General features: G+C 63.6%; 14 protein-coding genes. 4 read left to right on the top strand and 10 right to left on the bottom strand.

The features are described from left to right. Window positions 1-3 precede the first annotated feature (3 nt). From LMTR13_RS13260 to LMTR13_RS13225, 8 genes are all read right to left on the bottom strand, one after another. A complete protein-coding gene (locus tag LMTR13_RS13260; RefSeq protein ID WP_065728271.1) occupies window positions 4-2,970 on the bottom strand; it encodes a formate dehydrogenase subunit alpha in 2,967 nt (988 codons plus the stop codon). A 13-nt stretch (window positions 2,971-2,983) separates the two neighbouring features. Further along, complete coding sequence (locus LMTR13_RS13255; protein WP_065728270.1) at window positions 2,984-3,193, bottom strand: hypothetical protein; 210 nt, start codon at window positions 3,191-3,193, stop codon at window positions 2,984-2,986. A gap of 34 nt (window positions 3,194-3,227) precedes the next feature. Further along, the gene (locus LMTR13_RS13250) at window positions 3,228-4,016 is read right to left on the bottom strand and encodes a molecular chaperone TorD family protein (protein WP_065728269.1); all 789 of its coding nucleotides are present in this window, start codon (window positions 4,014-4,016) and stop codon (window positions 3,228-3,230) included. A gap of 124 nt (window positions 4,017-4,140) precedes the next feature. Further along, complete coding sequence (locus tag LMTR13_RS13245) at window positions 4,141-4,845, bottom strand: DUF3306 domain-containing protein (RefSeq protein ID WP_065728268.1); 705 nt, start codon at window positions 4,843-4,845, stop codon at window positions 4,141-4,143. Next, window positions 4,842-5,360, bottom strand: a complete 519-nt coding sequence (locus LMTR13_RS13240; protein ID WP_236843373.1) for a DUF3305 domain-containing protein — start codon at window positions 5,358-5,360, stop codon at window positions 4,842-4,844. Before LMTR13_RS13240 ends, LMTR13_RS13245 begins: the two co-directional genes overlap by 4 nt. Window positions 5,361-5,381: 21 nt before the next feature. Beyond that, window positions 5,382-6,404, bottom strand: coding sequence for a DUF6352 family protein (locus LMTR13_RS13235; RefSeq protein ID WP_065728266.1), 1,023 nt, complete (start codon window positions 6,402-6,404; stop codon window positions 5,382-5,384). Next, a complete protein-coding gene (locus tag LMTR13_RS13230; RefSeq protein ID WP_065728265.1) occupies window positions 6,401-6,976 on the bottom strand; it encodes a DUF6505 family protein in 576 nt (191 codons plus the stop codon). Before LMTR13_RS13230 ends, LMTR13_RS13235 begins: the two co-directional genes overlap by 4 nt. A gap of 7 nt (window positions 6,977-6,983) precedes the next feature. Further along, a complete protein-coding gene (locus tag LMTR13_RS13225) occupies window positions 6,984-7,718 on the bottom strand; it encodes a biotin/lipoate--protein ligase family protein (protein WP_065728264.1) in 735 nt (244 codons plus the stop codon). Between the two features lie 192 nt (window positions 7,719-7,910). Here LMTR13_RS13225 and LMTR13_RS13220 point away from each other — a divergent pair, with 192 nt between their 5' ends. Both LMTR13_RS13220 and LMTR13_RS13215 read left to right on the top strand, forming a co-directional pair. Beyond that, window positions 7,911-9,950, top strand: a complete 2,040-nt coding sequence (locus LMTR13_RS13220; protein ID WP_065728263.1) for a 4Fe-4S binding protein — start codon at window positions 7,911-7,913, stop codon at window positions 9,948-9,950. After that, a complete protein-coding gene (locus LMTR13_RS13215; protein ID WP_065728262.1) occupies window positions 9,940-10,809 on the top strand; it encodes an Mrp/NBP35 family ATP-binding protein in 870 nt (289 codons plus the stop codon). The genes LMTR13_RS13220 and LMTR13_RS13215 overlap by 11 nt, the downstream gene beginning before the upstream one ends. A gap of 27 nt (window positions 10,810-10,836) precedes the next feature. Here LMTR13_RS13215 and LMTR13_RS13210 read toward each other — a convergent pair whose 3' ends face one another. Continuing rightward, window positions 10,837-11,862 carry a histone deacetylase family protein gene (locus LMTR13_RS13210; RefSeq protein ID WP_065728261.1) on the bottom strand — a complete coding sequence of 342 codons (1,026 nt, stop codon included), beginning with the start codon at window positions 11,860-11,862 and terminating at the stop codon, window positions 10,837-10,839. After that, on the bottom strand, window positions 11,859-12,596 hold the full coding sequence (locus LMTR13_RS13205; protein ID WP_236843372.1) for a GntR family transcriptional regulator: 738 nt from the start codon (window positions 12,594-12,596) through the stop codon (window positions 11,859-11,861). The genes LMTR13_RS13210 and LMTR13_RS13205 overlap by 4 nt, the downstream gene beginning before the upstream one ends. Window positions 12,597-12,723: 127 nt before the next feature. Between LMTR13_RS13205 and LMTR13_RS13200 the strand changes: the two genes are divergently transcribed. Further along, complete coding sequence (locus LMTR13_RS13200; protein WP_065728259.1) at window positions 12,724-13,512, top strand: class II aldolase/adducin family protein; 789 nt, start codon at window positions 12,724-12,726, stop codon at window positions 13,510-13,512. 59 nt (window positions 13,513-13,571) lie between these two features. Continuing rightward, complete coding sequence (locus LMTR13_RS13195) at window positions 13,572-15,125, top strand: ABC transporter substrate-binding protein (protein ID WP_065728258.1); 1,554 nt, start codon at window positions 13,572-13,574, stop codon at window positions 15,123-15,125. The last annotated feature ends 61 nt before the right edge of the window (window positions 15,126-15,186 follow it).

Below are 15,186 nucleotides of genomic sequence, written 5' to 3'. Positions count from 1 at the left end.
CTCTCACGCCGCTTGAATCTGGCACAGGGTCACCTTGCCCTCGTGCATGCCGGTGACCGGGTCGTAGCCGTAGGACGTGATCGTGTTGACGCTTTCACCCAGCACGATCGGGTCGTTGCCCTTCGGATATTTGCTGCGTTGGTCGACGCCCTGGAACCAGCCGGAGAAGTGGAATGGCATGAACGCCACCCCCTTGCCGACGCGGTCGGTGACCAGCGCCTTGACGCGGGCCTTCGAGCTGTTTTCCGGGCCGTACACCCAGACCCAGCCGCCGTCCTTGATGCCGCGCTCGGCGGCGTCCGACGTGTTGACCTCGACGAACATGTCCTGCTGCAATTCGGCGAGCCATTTGTTCGACCGGGTTTCTTCGCCGCCGCCTTCATATTCGACCAGACGGCCGGAGGTCAGGATGATCGGGAATTGCTTGGCAAGCCCCTTCTCCACCGCGGCCTTCTGAAGCGAGAAGCCGAGATTGGCCATGCGGAACTGACGCCCGTCCGGACGCGTCGGGTACTTCGCGACCAGATCGGGCCGCGCCGTGTAGATCGGCTCGCGATGCACCGGCACGGGATCCGGCAGATTCCACGCCACCGCGCGGGCCTTGCCGTTGCCATAGGCCATCACGCCATGCTCCAGCGTGACGCGAATGATGCCGCCGGAAAGATCGACCGCCCAGCCGACGCCGTCGGGATTGTTGCCGCCGATCTTGTTGATGGTCGCGAGTTCGGCTTCGGTGAGGTCCTTGTCCCAGCCGAGCTTCTTGAGCACGCCGTAGGTGAACTCGGGATAACCGTCGGTGAGCTCCGACCCCTTGCTGTAGGAGCCTTCGGACAGCAGGTTGACCTTCTTGACCGAGCCGTCCGGCTGCTTCTCTTCGTAGACCACGCCGAAGCGCGCGCGGAACGTGCCGCCGCCATCCTTGGCGTGCAGGTTGGTGTTGTAGAGCGTATGCGTGCCCGGATGCCGGATCTGCGGCGTGCCCCAGCACGGCCACGGCAGGCCGTAATAGTCGCCGCCGATCTCGGGTTCGTCCGCCTTGGCGCGCAGCGTCACCAGGTCGAATTTGCCCTGGTTCTTCATGTGCGCCTTCAACCGCTCCGGCGACTGGCCGGAATAGCCGGTCGAGAAGCCGCCGCGGTTGATTTCACGCAACAGATCCTCCGGCTCCGGACGGTTGTTCTCGACCTTGATGTTCTTGAACATCTTGTCGGCGAACCCGAGCTTGGTCGACAGCCGGTAGATGATCTCGTAGTCGTCCTTCGCTTCGAAGATCGGCTTAACGATCTGCTCGCCCCACTGCAGCGAGCGGTTGGAGGCGGTTCGCGAGCCCGAGGTCTCGAACTGGGTGCAGGCCGGCAGCAGATAGGTGCCGTTCTTGCGCTCAGAGATCGCGGCGAACGTGGTCGGATGCGGGTCGGCAACCACCAGCAGTTCGAGTTTTTCGAGGCCCTTCACCATCTCCGTCATGCGCGGCACGGTATTGCCGCCGTGACCCATGACGACGACGCCCTTCACAGCATCGCGCTGATCGACGTCGTCAGGATTGGCGAGCGTCGCATCGAACCAGCGGGTCCACGGGATGCCCGGCAGCTCCATGTTCTGCTTGCGGGTGCGCGCCGGTCGGCCCGCCTTTGCCGGAACTTCGTCGAAGCGCGACTGCAGATAATCGTATTCGACTTCCCAGACCCGCGCCCAGTGCTTCCAGGCGCCTTCGACCAGACCGTAGTAGAGCGGCAGCGTCACGATATCGAGCCCGATATCGGTCGCGCCCTGCACGTTGCAATGGCCACGGAAGATGTTGGCGCCCGAGCCGAAGGAGCCGACATTGCCGGTCGCCAGCAACAGGTTGCAATAAGCGCGAACGTTGGCGGTGCCGACGGTGTGCTGGGTGCCGCCCATGCACCAGACAATGGTCGATGGCTTCTGCTTTGCGAAGGTCTCCGCGACCTTCTTGAGCTGCTCGCCGGGAATACCAGTGACGCGCTCGACTTCTTCCGGCGTCCATTTCGCGACTTCGGCGCGGATCTGGTCCATGCCGTAGACGCGCTGCTGGATGAACTGCTTGTCTTCCCAGCCATTGGCGAAGATGTGGTGCAGCATGCCCCAGATGACGGCGATGTCGGTGCCGCCGCGGAAGCGGACATATTCGGTGGCGTGCGCCGCGGTGCGGGTGAAGCGCGGATCGAGCACAAACACGTTGGCTCGGTTGAGCTCCTTGCCGGAGAGGATGTGCTGCAACGACACCGGATGGGCTTCGGCGGCATTCGAGCCCATGAAGACGATCGTCTTCGAGTTGCGCATGTCATTGTAGGAATTAGTCATCGCACCGTAGCCCCAGGTATTGGCGACGCCGGCGACGGTGGTCGAATGACAGATGCGGGCCTGGTGATCGATCGAGTTGGTGCCCCAGAACGCCGCGAATTTGCGGAACAGATAGCCGCCCTCGTTGGAGAATTTCGCGGAGCCGAGCAGATAGACGGAATCGGCGCCGGACTTGGCGCGGATTTCCATCATCTTGTCGCCGATCTCGTTGATGGCCTGATCCCAGGAGATCCGCTGCCACTCGCCGTTAACCAGCTTCATCGGATATTTCAGCCGGCGATCACCATGCACGAGTTCACGCACCGCGGCGCCCTTGGCGCAATGCGAGCCGCGGTTGATCGGGCTGTCCCAGGCCGGCTCCTGGCCAACCCAGACGCCGTTCTGCACTTCGGCGATCACGGTGCAACCGACCGAGCAATGCGTGCAGATGTTCTTTCTGATTTCGGTCGGTGCGCCGACCTTCTCTGGCCCCGCCTGCGCCTTGCGCACCGAGCCGAGCGGCATCAGGCCGATCGCAGCGCCCGCGCCCGCTGCCAGACCGGACCGCCGTAGGAACGTACGGCGGTCGAGAACTCCCGACGCGAGGCCGGCGGCGATACCCTGCAAACGCGCCTTGCCCGCGGATCCATCTTTTCGCTTCATCAACATGTGCGTGGTCCCATCAATAGCGGTTGACGCGATAGAAGTTCTTGACGTGATCGGTTTCCTTGTAGCGCGCCTTGACGCGCTCGGCCTGCGACTCGTCCGCGGCCGCCTCGCTACCGGCAAGCGGCACGACGGCGGCTGCAGCAACTGCCGAACCGCCCATCAGAAACAGGCTGCGCCGATCCACGCCTGTGGTTCGTGACTTAGTGTCAGATGGCTTGCTCATTGCATTCTCCCCTTGTCACGTTGCCTCACCGCCATCACTCGGACAGCGTGAAGGCCTCTGATTCCAATTCCATGAAGACACGGCCGGTGCGGCCGACGGCGCGGTAGAAGCGCGCCGATTGCGATATTTCGAGATCGGCGAACATCCGCGCCGCCCACGGCTTGAGATGACGCTCGAAAAAACGCGCCTGTTCGGCGAACTCAGCCTCGAAGTCGCCGCGTGCGAGACCCGCCATGACCTCAAGCAGGATGGCGATGTGATCTTCCGGCTCACGCGAAGGGCCTGCGCGCTCGATTCCGAGCGCACGCAGATCCTCGCGCACCCGCGCCAGCGGACGCTCGTGAAGAAAGCCGGTCAGATAGTAGGAGGCATAGGGCAGCAGTTCGCCGCGGCCGAGCCCGACGAAGAGATCGAAGAACTCCTTGCTGACGGCGCGATCGCCCGCCGCCGCAGCGGCGGACGCGAGTTCGAGATGCGCCATGCCGAGATCCGATCCATCGCCCTTCAGCGTCGCAACCCGTTGCAGCGTTTCCGCATCTGGCGCCTTGCCGAGCAGCAACGACAACAGGCCGTACTCCGCGGCACGCAGTTGGTCGATCTCGTCGATTTCGGATTTCGATGTCACCTGATCCTCGGACGATCCGTAGAGATCGGGACGCAGGGCGAGACGGTCGACCTGCGTCAGCGCCTCGACGGCAAGAACCCGCTCGGCGGGAATGCGCGACCATGCGGAGACAGAGGGCTGCGCAATGCCTAACCCTCGCGCCAGCGATCCGACGCCACCTGCTGCCTTGATTGCTAGTTCCAGTCCGGCATCACGCATGGTGCTACCGATTTCTCCCCGCCCGCGCCCGCGTGCCTCTTATTCAGGCACACACTTTAGAACTGGAATTATTCCAGAGAGAATTTGTAGCATAGGCCTCGCCTATGTCCGCAAATACTTTTGTCTAAACAATCGGTTTTGCGGTGCCATGGCGTCGCACTCGTTGCTGCAATGCAACAGATTTCGCTGCCTCAGATTCGCCCAACGACGCGGATTCCCCTGTGTCCCGTTTCGCGTCTGAAACGGGTTCCGTTTCCGTTACGGGTTCATCAGGCGGTCGCAAAGACGCGTCAGAAAGGTCTTCCTGCGATTTTGCCGAGAGCTGGCGTTCAGCGGACTGCGGCGAAGGACCAGCTGTCCCTGTTCCGGAATTTGCGTTGGAGTTCGCAATTTCGGCGGCGGGCTCGCCCATGATTTGCGCGACGAGCCGGGCCACGTCGACGCCTGCGCCGAGTTCGCCACCGCCGGGCACCCCGCCCGGCGCGTTCCAGTCATAGGCATATTCAAGTGCTGGACTGACGTAGTTGCGAATCGCGGGGTCCAGCGCCCAGGACTTTCGCAAAGCCGCATTCCGCAAATGTTCAGGAACGCCTTTGCGAAGAAAGGCGGTGATATCGGTGGTCTCCGTCAGCTCCTCGAGCTTTGGCAGCGTCGAGAGATCGAACTCCGGCTCGACCGCTTCGGCTTGCGCTGGCGGTGGAGCTGGCGAATCGCCGGTTTCGGCAGCCGGCGTGTCCTGCTTCGGCTCGGTCTGTTTTGCTTCCTGCTTGCGCTGCGACCATCGCGCCAGAAAGCCCTTCTCTCGATCGGCCTCGTCCTGACCGCTCATTTGCGACCCATCCTCTCGTCGGGCCCGCCGCCCGGCACGCGCGGCCGATCGCCGCTGGCGCGATCCCGCTTGCGCTTGTGGAACACGCGCTCGACATGGAATCGATCGACGAAGGCTGCAATCCATGACGCGATCTCGGGCGGCATCGGCACGGTGCCGATCACGTCGCAGCCGCTTTCGAACATCGCCTCCCCTTCGGTCGGGTCGGCGGTCACTTTCGTCAGCTCCAGTTCATTGCCACCGTCCTGACGCCGCAACGCGACCCAGATCCGCGGCGCGCCATCGGCAAGGTTGTCGCGATAGTTCGCCGTCTCCGAGCTGAAGAGATCGATGCTGGCCGAGCCGGCGTAATAAGTCGTCGCATCGGCTTCGGTGGACAGCGCAGTCCACGGCGCGGTCGCGGGCACTTCGTCCAGAATCATCGCCGGCGACCAGAGCTGGTCGATCCAGGGATTGTCGATCGAACGGCGCCGCACCACCACGCCGACCTCGCGGGATGCCTCATTCATTGCCATGTCGCACCTCCATTCGGTGGATCATGTGACAGTCGCGGCTGCGGCCAGCGGCAAGCCCGCGATCAGATTTTGCGGCTTTAGCCTCACTACCTTGTCCGCGCCCATGGCGAGGATGAGGTAGACCGGCTTGTCGCCGACCCGCTCATCCACCAGCCGCACGTCTTCGAAGGTCAGGCGCATCAAGGCCACGATCCGTTCAGCAACGACATTCTCCAGCCGGTCGCCGCGCCACAACGCATTGCCGATCCGAGTCGCCTCGCTGTCGAGACCGATGAACCAGCGCCAGTCGCGGTCCTCGATCGAGGGTACCGTTTCGACGCTGACGGTAACGCCAAGCAGGTGGCCAATCCAGCGCTCGATGACCCGGCACAGCCCGGCGCGCGCTTTTTTGTTGCCGCCGATATTCATCACCATCGCATGCGCGTCCGACCGCGACCAGTAGGTCCAGGCGTTTTCGTCGTCCATCACGTCCATCTCGCCGAAAGACTTCGGCTGCTGCAGCATGGCCGTCAGCGGCGATGAATGCAGGTCGTGCTGGGCAAGCTGTTCCGCCTCGATGACTTCCGCATCGGCCAGCAGCAACGTGCCTTCGTGAATGGCGGCCAGTTGGCCACGATAGAACAGCTCCGCGGAACGCAATACATAAGGGTCGTCGCAGCCTTCGAGCGCATTGCGCAGGATCAGGTGGCACAATTGCGACAGGAAGATCGGCGGCAGGTCGCCGGCCCCCTTGCGGGCGAGTGCGACATAAACCGCCTCCAGTGACGGCGCTGCCATCAGCCGGTCGCGGAAATTCATCATGAAGGACCAGTTTTCGCGCGCGTCAGGGTCGGCCAGCGCGGCGATATCACCGCTTGAGACCGCGCGCAGCGGATCGGCCATCAGGCTCGCATGCAGATGGCGCTCGGCCTCGCAGGCATCGGCCGGCGGCAGCAATTCGGGCCGCGCCAGATAGGCCATGATGAGTTCGGGCGTCGCAACCAGCCCGCCGTGACCGGCGCGGCGCGTGAGGTGATGGCCCGAGGCGACCCAAAATTCTCTCATGTACGATCCGTCGTCCTGGCGTTGGTCCTGATCAGCCCGAGAAGATCGACCTCTTCGGCAGGTTCAGCATCGCCTTCGACTTCATGGAAGGTAAAGGCGCTGGCATGGGCGTGCAACCGGTCGGCATCCGCGGCAACCGCGCGCGGCTTGAGGGTCCGAAAGCGTTCGCGGATTTCGCCGTTTTCGACGCTGCGCTGCACAGCGAGCAGGGTCTGCGGCGGATGTTCGCAGAGCGAGGCTGCGAATGCGATCTCTTCCTCGGCGGCGAGACGAGCGGCGTCCGCATCGGGCGCCCCGAATTTCTCCAGCAACTGGCTTGCAAGCCGCTCGATCATCGCCTCCCGCTCCGCTTCGCTGGCTTCGGTGACGACCGCAAGCGTCGACCATCCGAGACTGTCGATTCCGAGAAAGCCCGAGCGCAGCGCCACGCGCTGCTTCTGACCGAGCGTGGCCGGATCCCGGTTCCAAAAAACGAACGCGCCGGAAACCGCCCATTCGCCGGGTTCCGCCGCCCGGTCGAAGACGAAGGTGTCGGACGGGTCCAGCCTGATGGTTCGCGGAAATTTCAGCATGTCCGTCTCATTCGAATTTCGGACCCCGCGCCTGCGGATCATACCAATTGGCTCTTGCCAGCGCATCCACAAGGCTGTTCCGCTCCGGCGCTCCACTACCGCCCGGCAGGCTCACCAGAAGATCGCCGTTCACGTCAATGCCCCGGCGCTCACCGGCCTTGCCCTTGGGAAGCCGTTCCAGATAGTCCCGCGCGATCGCCTCGAAGCCGCGCTCCTTCCAGCGATCGAACGCGGTCATCAAATGCCGGGCAAAGCTTTCGATGATGGCATCGGTATCGACCATCTCGAAACCTTCGCTCAGCAGGGACACGCCCGAGGCCGCCTGCACCTCCGGAACATGCGCCATGGCGGCCGCGCGCAGGATCACGCCGAAAACGAGCCATGGCGGCACCTCGTCCTCGGCGCAATCCGCGGGCCAGGCAAGCCGCCCGCCGCCGAGCAGTCCGGCGTCGAAGCGGATCGCGTCAGGCCAGTCGAACTCAACCTCCCGCTCCGGCGGACAATGGGCAGCAATCGCATCCGCCAGCGCATTCATGCCGGCAAAGAACGCCCGCCTTGCCGAGCTGAGTGGCTCGTCGGGTTCAAGCACCACCGCAAACTCGACCAGATCGTAGCGGCGCACCCAGGTAAGCGTTCCGGCCCCCGCCTCCGCCGCAATCTCGCAAGCATGGGCGAAGGCGTCGCCGAGCTCGCGCAACGCGACCAAAGTATAACCGGGCGGCAGATCGAGCGTCTGTTCCATGTCCCCTGTACGAGCGATCACGAAGTACTATATCCCTCACTGCTTCACAGGCAGCCTGTGTACGCTATCCCGCACAAGCCGGTGGCACGAGCAGCCTGAATAACTTGCAGATATCCGCCCGAGCGGTTACCGCAGAACCGCAGGGCGAAGCAACCGCCCCGCTTGGGTAGATCGGGTTCAAGGTATTTCAACATGAGTGCGGCGACGTCTCGCCTCCTGATTTGCAGTTGCGAGAAGACCATTCCGCTCGATGCGGAAGCGATCGGCCGTGGCTGCCCGGCCAGGGTCACGCAGGCAAACCAGCTTTGCGGGCTCGATCTCGATCGCTTCAAGGAAGCGCTCGCCGAAGCCACGCCGGTCACGGTTGCCTGCACACAGGAAGCGCCGCTGTTTCGGGAAGTGGCGGAAAGCTCCCCGCAAGCCCAGCTCACCTTCGTCAACATCCGCGAGACCGGCGGCTGGTCGAAAGACGCCGCGGCGGCCGGTCCGAAAGCCGCAGCGCTGATTGCTGCGGCCCAAGAAGACATGCCTCCGCTCTCGCTGGTGACGCTTGAGAGCGGCGGCGTTGCACTGATCTATGGCCACGACGAGATTGCCATCGAGGCGGCGCAGCGTCTCGCCGATCGTTTGGACATTACCGTGCTGCTGACAAAGCCCGGCGATGTGATCCCACGCCGGACCAACGAATTTCCCGTGCTCAAAGGCACCATACGCAACGCTCGCGGCCATCTCGGCCGATTCGAGCTTGCGATCGACGACTACGCGCTACCATCCCCCTCATCGCGCGCGAAGCTCGTGTTCGGACCTTCGCGTAACGGCGCGACGTCGACCTGCGACCTGATCCTCGATCTCTCCGGTGGCACGCCGTTGTTCCCCGCGCATGAACTCCGCCCCGGCTATCTGCGCGCCGATCCACGGGATAAGGCCGCCGTCGAGCGCGCGATCGCAGACGCCGGCGGCCTGGTCGGCACGTTCGACAAGCCGCGCTTTGTCAATTTCGAGCCGTCGCTCTGCGCGCATTCGCGCTCGTCCATTACCGGATGCACGCGTTGTCTCGACCTGTGTCCAACCGGCGCGATCGCGCCGAACGGCAACGCCGTCGCGATCGACGCCAATGTCTGCGCCGGCTGCGGCTCCTGCGCGTCGGTATGTCCGACCGGGGCGGCGTCCTATGCATTGCCGAGCGCGGACGCGCTGATGCGACGGCTGCGCACGCTGCTGCAGACTTACCGCAAGGCCGGCGGCCGCGACGCCATGGTCTTGTTTCACGACGGCGAGCATGGCGAGGACATCATCGATGCCCTGGCGCGGTTCGGCGAAGGCTTGCCGGCCAACGTACTGCCGCTGCGCGTCAACGAAGTGACGCAGGTCGGACCGGAGATCATCGCATCCGTCTTTGCTTACGGCGGCAGCGGCGTGGCGCTGCTGACGCGCGCCAAGCCACGTCACGACATCACGGCGCTTCGCCGCGCGGTCGAGACCTCGGATCGGATCGTTGGCGCGCTCGGCTTCGGTGCCGGCATCATCCAGATCGTCGAGACTGACGATCCAGACCAACTGCGCGCCATGCTGGACGCCGCCCCACGCGGCGTCGCAACGCAAAAGCCCGCCGGCTTTGTGCCACGCGGGGCGAAACGTGGCGTACTCGAAACGACGTTTCGCGAATTGCACCTCGCGGCCCCCACGCCGGTCGAAGTCGTTCCGCTGGCGCCGGGCGCTCCCTTCGGCACCGTGAACCTGAATGTCGACGGCTGCACGCTGTGCCATGCCTGCGTGACCGCCTGCCCGACCGGGGCGCTGTCGGACAACCCTGATCGCGCGATGCTGCGTTTCACCGAAAGCCTCTGTGTGCAGTGCGGGCTTTGTCAATCCACCTGCCCCGAGAAGGTCATCAGCATCGAGCCCCGCCTCGACTTCGAGGCCTGGAACACGCCGCAACGCGTGCTGAAAGAGGAAGAGCCTTTCAATTGCATCGCCTGCGGCAAACCGTTCGGCACCAAGAGCTCGATCGATCGCGTGCTGGCCAAACTCGGCGGCGAGAGGCACTGGATGTTCCAGGGCGCCAATGCCAGGCGGCTCGACGTCATCAAGATGTGCGCGGATTGCCGTGTCGAAGCCGTGGTGAACGAAAGTTTCGATCCGCATGCGGTGCGGCAGCGCCCGCCGGTCATGTCGACCGAAGATTATTTGCGCGCGCGCGAAGTGAAGAAGGACGATCCGCTTGGATCGTGAGCAGCCTGTGCCCGCCACCTCTTCGGATCTCAAGGCCCGCGCGACGTCGAAAGCCGCCGGCATTCCCGGCGTCAAGCACGTCATCGCGGTCGCTTCCGGCAAGGGCGGCGTCGGAAAATCCACCACCTCGTGCAACCTCGCGCTCGGCTTCGCCGCGCTCGGACTGAAGACCGGCATTCTCGATGCCGATATCTACGGTCCGTCGCAACAAAAATTGTTCGGACTGCGCGGCAAGCCACGCCAACTCGGCCCGCGCATGCTGGAGCCGTTGGAGCGCTTCGGCGTCAAGGTGATGTCGATCGGCTTTCTGGTCGAGGAAGACAACGCCATGATCTGGCGCGGGCCGATGGTGATCTCGGCCATCACGCAGATGTTGCGCGAAGTCGCATGGGACGATCTCGATATTCTCGTCGTCGACCTGCCGCCCGGCACCGGCGATGCGCAGCTCACCATGGCGCAACAGGCGCCGCTGGCCGGCGCGATCATCGTCTCGACGCCGCAGGACATCGCTTTGATCGACGCGCGGCGCAGCATCGCCATGTTTCAAAAGGTGAGCATTCCGATCCTGGGCCTGATCGAGAACATGTCGAGCTTCTGCTGCCCGACCTGCAACCACGTCACGCCGATCTTCGGTCACGGCGGCGCGCGGACGGAAGCCGAACGCCGCGGCATTCCCTATCTCGGCGAGATCCCGCTCGACATGCAGATCCGACAGACCTCCGACGAGGGCCGCCCGATCGTCGCCGTCGAGCCTGACGGTGTCCACGCGAAGCATTACATCAGCATTGCCAGCGAAGTCTGGACCGCGGTCGTAACCGGCGCAGCGCACCGGCCACCGCCACGTATCGTCATCGAGTAGCCGCGGCACAGCGTATGGGCGGACCCGCTAACGCGCCTCTTCGAAGCCGCCGAGCACAGCGGTGAGATTGGCGCCGAGAATATCGGAGAGATAACCACCCTCCTGAACGAAAACCGTCGGCAAGCCAAACCGCGCGATCGCAGCGCCGATGCGCCGGAAGCCGGCCGTGGTCACCGCAAGCCCAGCGAGCGGATCGTGCTCCGAGGCATCAAGACCGAGCGCCACTACCAGCGCGCCGGGCGCAAAGGCCCGGATGGTTTTTTCGGCGTCGCCGAGGGCCTTGATGTAATCGTCATCTCCGGTGCCCTTCGGCAGCGGGATGTTCAAATTGGCGCCAAGGCCCGGACCGGCGCCGCGCTCATGCGCATATCCCCACACGAAGGGATAGAAGAAGACGGGATCGGCATGGATCGACACCGTCAGCACGTCGGAGCGCTCGTAGAAGATGCCCTGCGTGCCGTTGCCGTGGTGCACGTCGACGTCCAGGATCGCCACGCGCTCATGCTGCAGCCGAAGCTGCGCCGCTGCCACCGCGCTGTTGTTGAAGAAACAGAAGCCGCCCGACATGTCGGCATAGGCATGGTGGCCCGGCGGCCGGCACAGCGCATAGGCAGCATCTTCGCCGTCCATGACGAGTTGCGCCGCAGTCGTGGCGACATCGGTTGCGGCACAGGCGGCGGCGTAGGTGCCCTTGCCGATCGGAGCTGCCGTATCCGCCGCGTGCCAGCCGAGGCGGCCGACGATATGGGTTGGGTATGTCGCTCGATAGCGAACCGGGTGGATGTTGGCGATCATCTCCGAACCGGAATCGCCGAGCGCGACCCAGGCGTCCCAGGCTTCCTCCAGAAAACGCAGATATTCGGCGCTGTGAACGCGGGCGCGCGGGCCCTGGCCGAACTCCGTCGGCTCGACAAGGGTGTGGTTGCCGGCCTTCAGCCCGGCCAGCAACCGGTCGGCGCGTTCGGGCTGCTCGGTGGTGCGCTTGATGACGCCGCGGACCAAGAAGAATTGCGGATCGTGGCTTCGATGCAGTTCGGTGTAGACGGCCTTCACACGGACACTCCGTTGGTTGGAAACAGGATGCTGCTCGGTTCAGCGGCATTGCCGAGGGGCGGCGTGAGCTCTCGCACCAGCCTGCCGACTTCGCGCCAGGCGTGGCCGATATGGTAGTCGACATGCGCCGTGATGCGCTCGGGATGACCGGCTTCGATTGCGGCCAGCAGCGGCTCGTGGGTTCGCGCGATCTCATGCGGGTCGTCATAGAGGCGGCCGATCAGGCCGATGACCATGCGCAGCTCTGCTGCGAGATCGTCGAATAGCCGCAGCAAACGGCGGTTATCCGCGATTTCAAAGATCAGCCGGTGAAAGCGATAATCCTCTTCCACCTGCCGGGCGGGGTCGTCGAGATCGGCGGTCCGGTGCAGAACATCGATTTGCCGGCGCAACATGTCGCGCGACTCCGGAGTGAGCCGCCGCGCCGCCAGCACGCTGGCATGCCGTTCGATGCAAAGACGCAAATCGTAGATCTCGTCGATGTTTCTGATTTCGAGCTTGCGGACGAAAAAGCCGCGTCGCGGGCTCGCGACCAGCAGCCCCTGCTTCTCCAGAAGGCGCGCCGCTTCGCGCACGGGCGCGCGGCTGACGCCTAATTCCCGGGCAACGCCTGCCTCCACCACCTTCGAGCCAGGAGGCAGCCGCCCCTGAACGATGGCCTGCATCAGGATTCGAGCGATCTGGCCGACCAGATCGCTGTCAGCAAGTGCCGGTAATCCAACCGGAAGAGACATAGGACGCATCGGCTAAACCCGCGCCAGTCCGTGGTTATCTTTTAATCGTCGATTGTCGACACTTTAATCTTGCCCAGATGCTGCGCCGCACGCAAGCTGAAAAAGTTGAAATTGGATTAAGGCGGAAATGACAAGCGCAGCACACAACACCGCAAACGCCTGGCCGGCGGCGAACGACCAGACCCTGCAAATCCGGATCGACCTCGCGGCGGCCTACCGGCTGATTCACCGGCTTGGTCTCGACGACAGCATCTACACCCACATCTCCGTCCGGCTTCCGGGCCGGCAAGACCGCTTTCTCATCAACCCCTACGGCTTGCGTTTCGAGGAAGTCACGGCGTCCAACCTGGTGACGGTCGACCTCGACGGCAACGTCGTCGACGATCCCACGGGGCTCGGCATCAACCCGGCAGGTTTTACGATTCACAGTGCGATCCATGCCGCGCGGCATGATGCGATCTGTGTCCTGCACACGCACACGGTCGCCGGCATCGCCGTCGCCTGTCAGAAGCGAGGGCTGCTGCCGCTCAATCAATGGTCGCTGCAATTTACCGATTGCCTCGCCTATCACGACTATGAAGGCATCGCGCTCGATCTCGATGAGCGTTCGCGTCTGGTCGCCGATCTCGGCGACAAATTCGCAATGGTCTTGCGCAATCACGGCATGCTGACCTGCGGGCGCTCGGTCGCCGAAGCCTTCAAGCTGATGCACAATCTGGAGCGCTCCTGCCGCGCCCAACTGGCAATCCAGTCATCGGGGGCTGAGGTCATCGAGCTATCTGCAGCCGTGGCCTGCAAGACGGCCGGTCAGTACGCAAGCTTCTACGACGCGATTGAAACAAACGGCGTGCCCGACAGCGAATGGGCCGCCTTCAAGCGAATGCTTGAGCGGACCGATCCCGACTTTGCCAACTGACAAACCCGCCCTCGACCGTTTGAGAGCGCCGAAACCCTTTTCCTTGAACGAGGTATGCGATGTCCAAGCGTAAGATTTTGATGAGCTTTGCTGCGATGTGCATGCTGAGCACCGCGGCGGTGGCCGAGGGACCGAAAGCAGGCGGCGTCGTCAATGCGGTGATCCAACCCGAGCCGCCGAGCCTGATGGTCGGTCTCGTACAGAACGGTCCGACGCAGATGGTGGCCGGCAATATCTATGAAGGCCTGCTGCGCTACAGCCCCAAGCTCGATCCGCTGCCCGGCCTCGCCGAAAGCTGGTCGATCAGCGAGGACGCCAAGGTGTACACCTTCAAGCTCGTCAAGGGCGTGACCTGGCATGACGGCAAGCCGTTCACATCGGCCGACGTCCTGTTCTCGATCGAATTCCTGAAACAGACCCATGCGCGTGCGCGTGGCAATCTCGTGCAACTCGACAAGGTCGAGGCGCCGGATGATTCGACCGTTGTCTTCACGCTGAAGCAGCCGTTCGGCCCCTTCATTGGCATCTTCGAAGTCGGCTCGCTGCCGATGATCCCGAAGCACATCTACGAAGGTACCGATTTCAAGACCAACCCGGCCAACAACACGCCTGTCGGCACCGGTCCCTTCATGTTTAGGGAATGGCAGAAGGGCTCGTTCATCCGCCTCGTCAAGAATCCGAACTACCACGTCAAGGGCAAGCCCAACATCGACGAAATCTACTGGCACGTCATCCCGGACGCTGCCGCGCGTTCGGTCGCGTATGAGACCGGCAAGGTCGACGTGCTGCCGGGCGGCTCGGTCGAGAACTTCGACGTCCCGCGCCTGAGCAAGCTGAAAAACACCTGCGTCACCGGCACGGGCTGGGAGTTCTTCAGCCCGCATTCCTGGCTCTGGCTTAACAACCGCTCCGGTCCCACCGCGAACAAGAAATTCCGCCAGGCGCTGATGTTTGCGATCGATCGCAACATGGCCAAGGACGTGGTCTGGAACGGCCTCGGCAAGATCGCGACCGGTCCGTCGGGCTCGGCAATCAAGTACTACACCAGCGCGGTGCCGAAATACGACTACGATCCGGCCAAGGCGAAGGCCTTGCTCAAGGAGGCCGGCTACAAGGGCGAGAAGGTTCGCATGCTGCCGCTGCCCTATGGCGAGACCTGGCAGCGCTGGGCCGAGATGGTTCGCCAGAACCTGCAGGATGTCGGGATCAACGTCGAGATGATCGCGACCGATGTCCCCGGCTGGAATCAGAAGGTCTCCGAGTGGGACTACGACATCGCGTTCACTTATCTCTACCAGTATGGCGATCCCGCGCTCGGCGTCGGCCGCAACTATGTCTCCAGCCAGATCGCCAAGGGCTCGCCGTTCAACAATGTCGAAGGCTACTCGAATCCCGAGATCGACAAGCTGTTCGCCGACGGCGCGGTCGCTTTCCCCGACAAGGCGCGTGAAGAGATCTACGCCAAGGCGCAAAAGATCCTGGTCGAGGACGTGCCTGTGGCGTGGATGCTCGAACTGCAGTTCCCGACCATCACCCGCTGCAGCGTCAAGAACCTGATCACGACCGGCATCGGCGTCAACGACGGTTTCCGCGACGCCTGGATCGAGAAGTAATCGCCGCCTCATCGGGCGTCAGGCCGCAAGTCTGACGCCCGGCTACCCCGCGTCTCCAACG

Origin of the sequence: Bradyrhizobium icense (genome assembly GCF_001693385.1) — a bacterium.
Classification (GTDB): Bacteria; Pseudomonadota; Alphaproteobacteria; order Rhizobiales; family Xanthobacteraceae; genus Bradyrhizobium; species Bradyrhizobium icense.
The sequence above is the reverse complement of the archived record's forward strand: the minus strand, read 5'-3'. Positions and strand labels throughout refer to the sequence as shown.

What these genes read in the sequence shown, in the direction of transcription:
- LMTR13_RS13230 (WP_065728265.1), bottom strand. Translation starts at nt 6,976, where the DNA reads ATGCTGAAATTTCCGCGAACCATCAGGCTGGACCCGTCCGACACCTTC.
- LMTR13_RS13250 (WP_065728269.1), bottom strand. Translation starts at nt 4,016, where the DNA reads ATGCGTGATGCCGGACTGGAACTAGCAATCAAGGCAGCAGGTGGCGTC.
- LMTR13_RS13260 (WP_065728271.1), bottom strand. Translation starts at nt 2,970, where the DNA reads ATGTTGATGAAGCGAAAAGATGGATCCGCGGGCAAGGCGCGTTTGCAG.
- LMTR13_RS13205 (WP_236843372.1), bottom strand. Translation starts at nt 12,596, where the DNA reads ATGTCTCTTCCGGTTGGATTACCGGCACTTGCTGACAGCGATCTGGTC.
- LMTR13_RS13240 (WP_236843373.1), bottom strand. Translation starts at nt 5,360, where the DNA reads ATGGCAATGAATGAGGCATCCCGCGAGGTCGGCGTGGTGGTGCGGCGC.
- LMTR13_RS13220 (WP_065728263.1), top strand. Translation starts at nt 7,911, where the DNA reads ATGAGTGCGGCGACGTCTCGCCTCCTGATTTGCAGTTGCGAGAAGACC.
- LMTR13_RS13255 (WP_065728270.1), bottom strand. Translation starts at nt 3,193, where the DNA reads ATGAGCAAGCCATCTGACACTAAGTCACGAACCACAGGCGTGGATCGG.
- LMTR13_RS13235 (WP_065728266.1), bottom strand. Translation starts at nt 6,404, where the DNA reads ATGAGAGAATTTTGGGTCGCCTCGGGCCATCACCTCACGCGCCGCGCC.
- LMTR13_RS13245 (WP_065728268.1), bottom strand. Translation starts at nt 4,845, where the DNA reads ATGAGCGGTCAGGACGAGGCCGATCGAGAGAAGGGCTTTCTGGCGCGA.
- LMTR13_RS13225 (WP_065728264.1), bottom strand. Translation starts at nt 7,718, where the DNA reads ATGGAACAGACGCTCGATCTGCCGCCCGGTTATACTTTGGTCGCGTTG.
- LMTR13_RS13200 (WP_065728259.1), top strand. Translation starts at nt 12,724, where the DNA reads ATGACAAGCGCAGCACACAACACCGCAAACGCCTGGCCGGCGGCGAAC.
- LMTR13_RS13195 (WP_065728258.1), top strand. Translation starts at nt 13,572, where the DNA reads ATGTCCAAGCGTAAGATTTTGATGAGCTTTGCTGCGATGTGCATGCTG.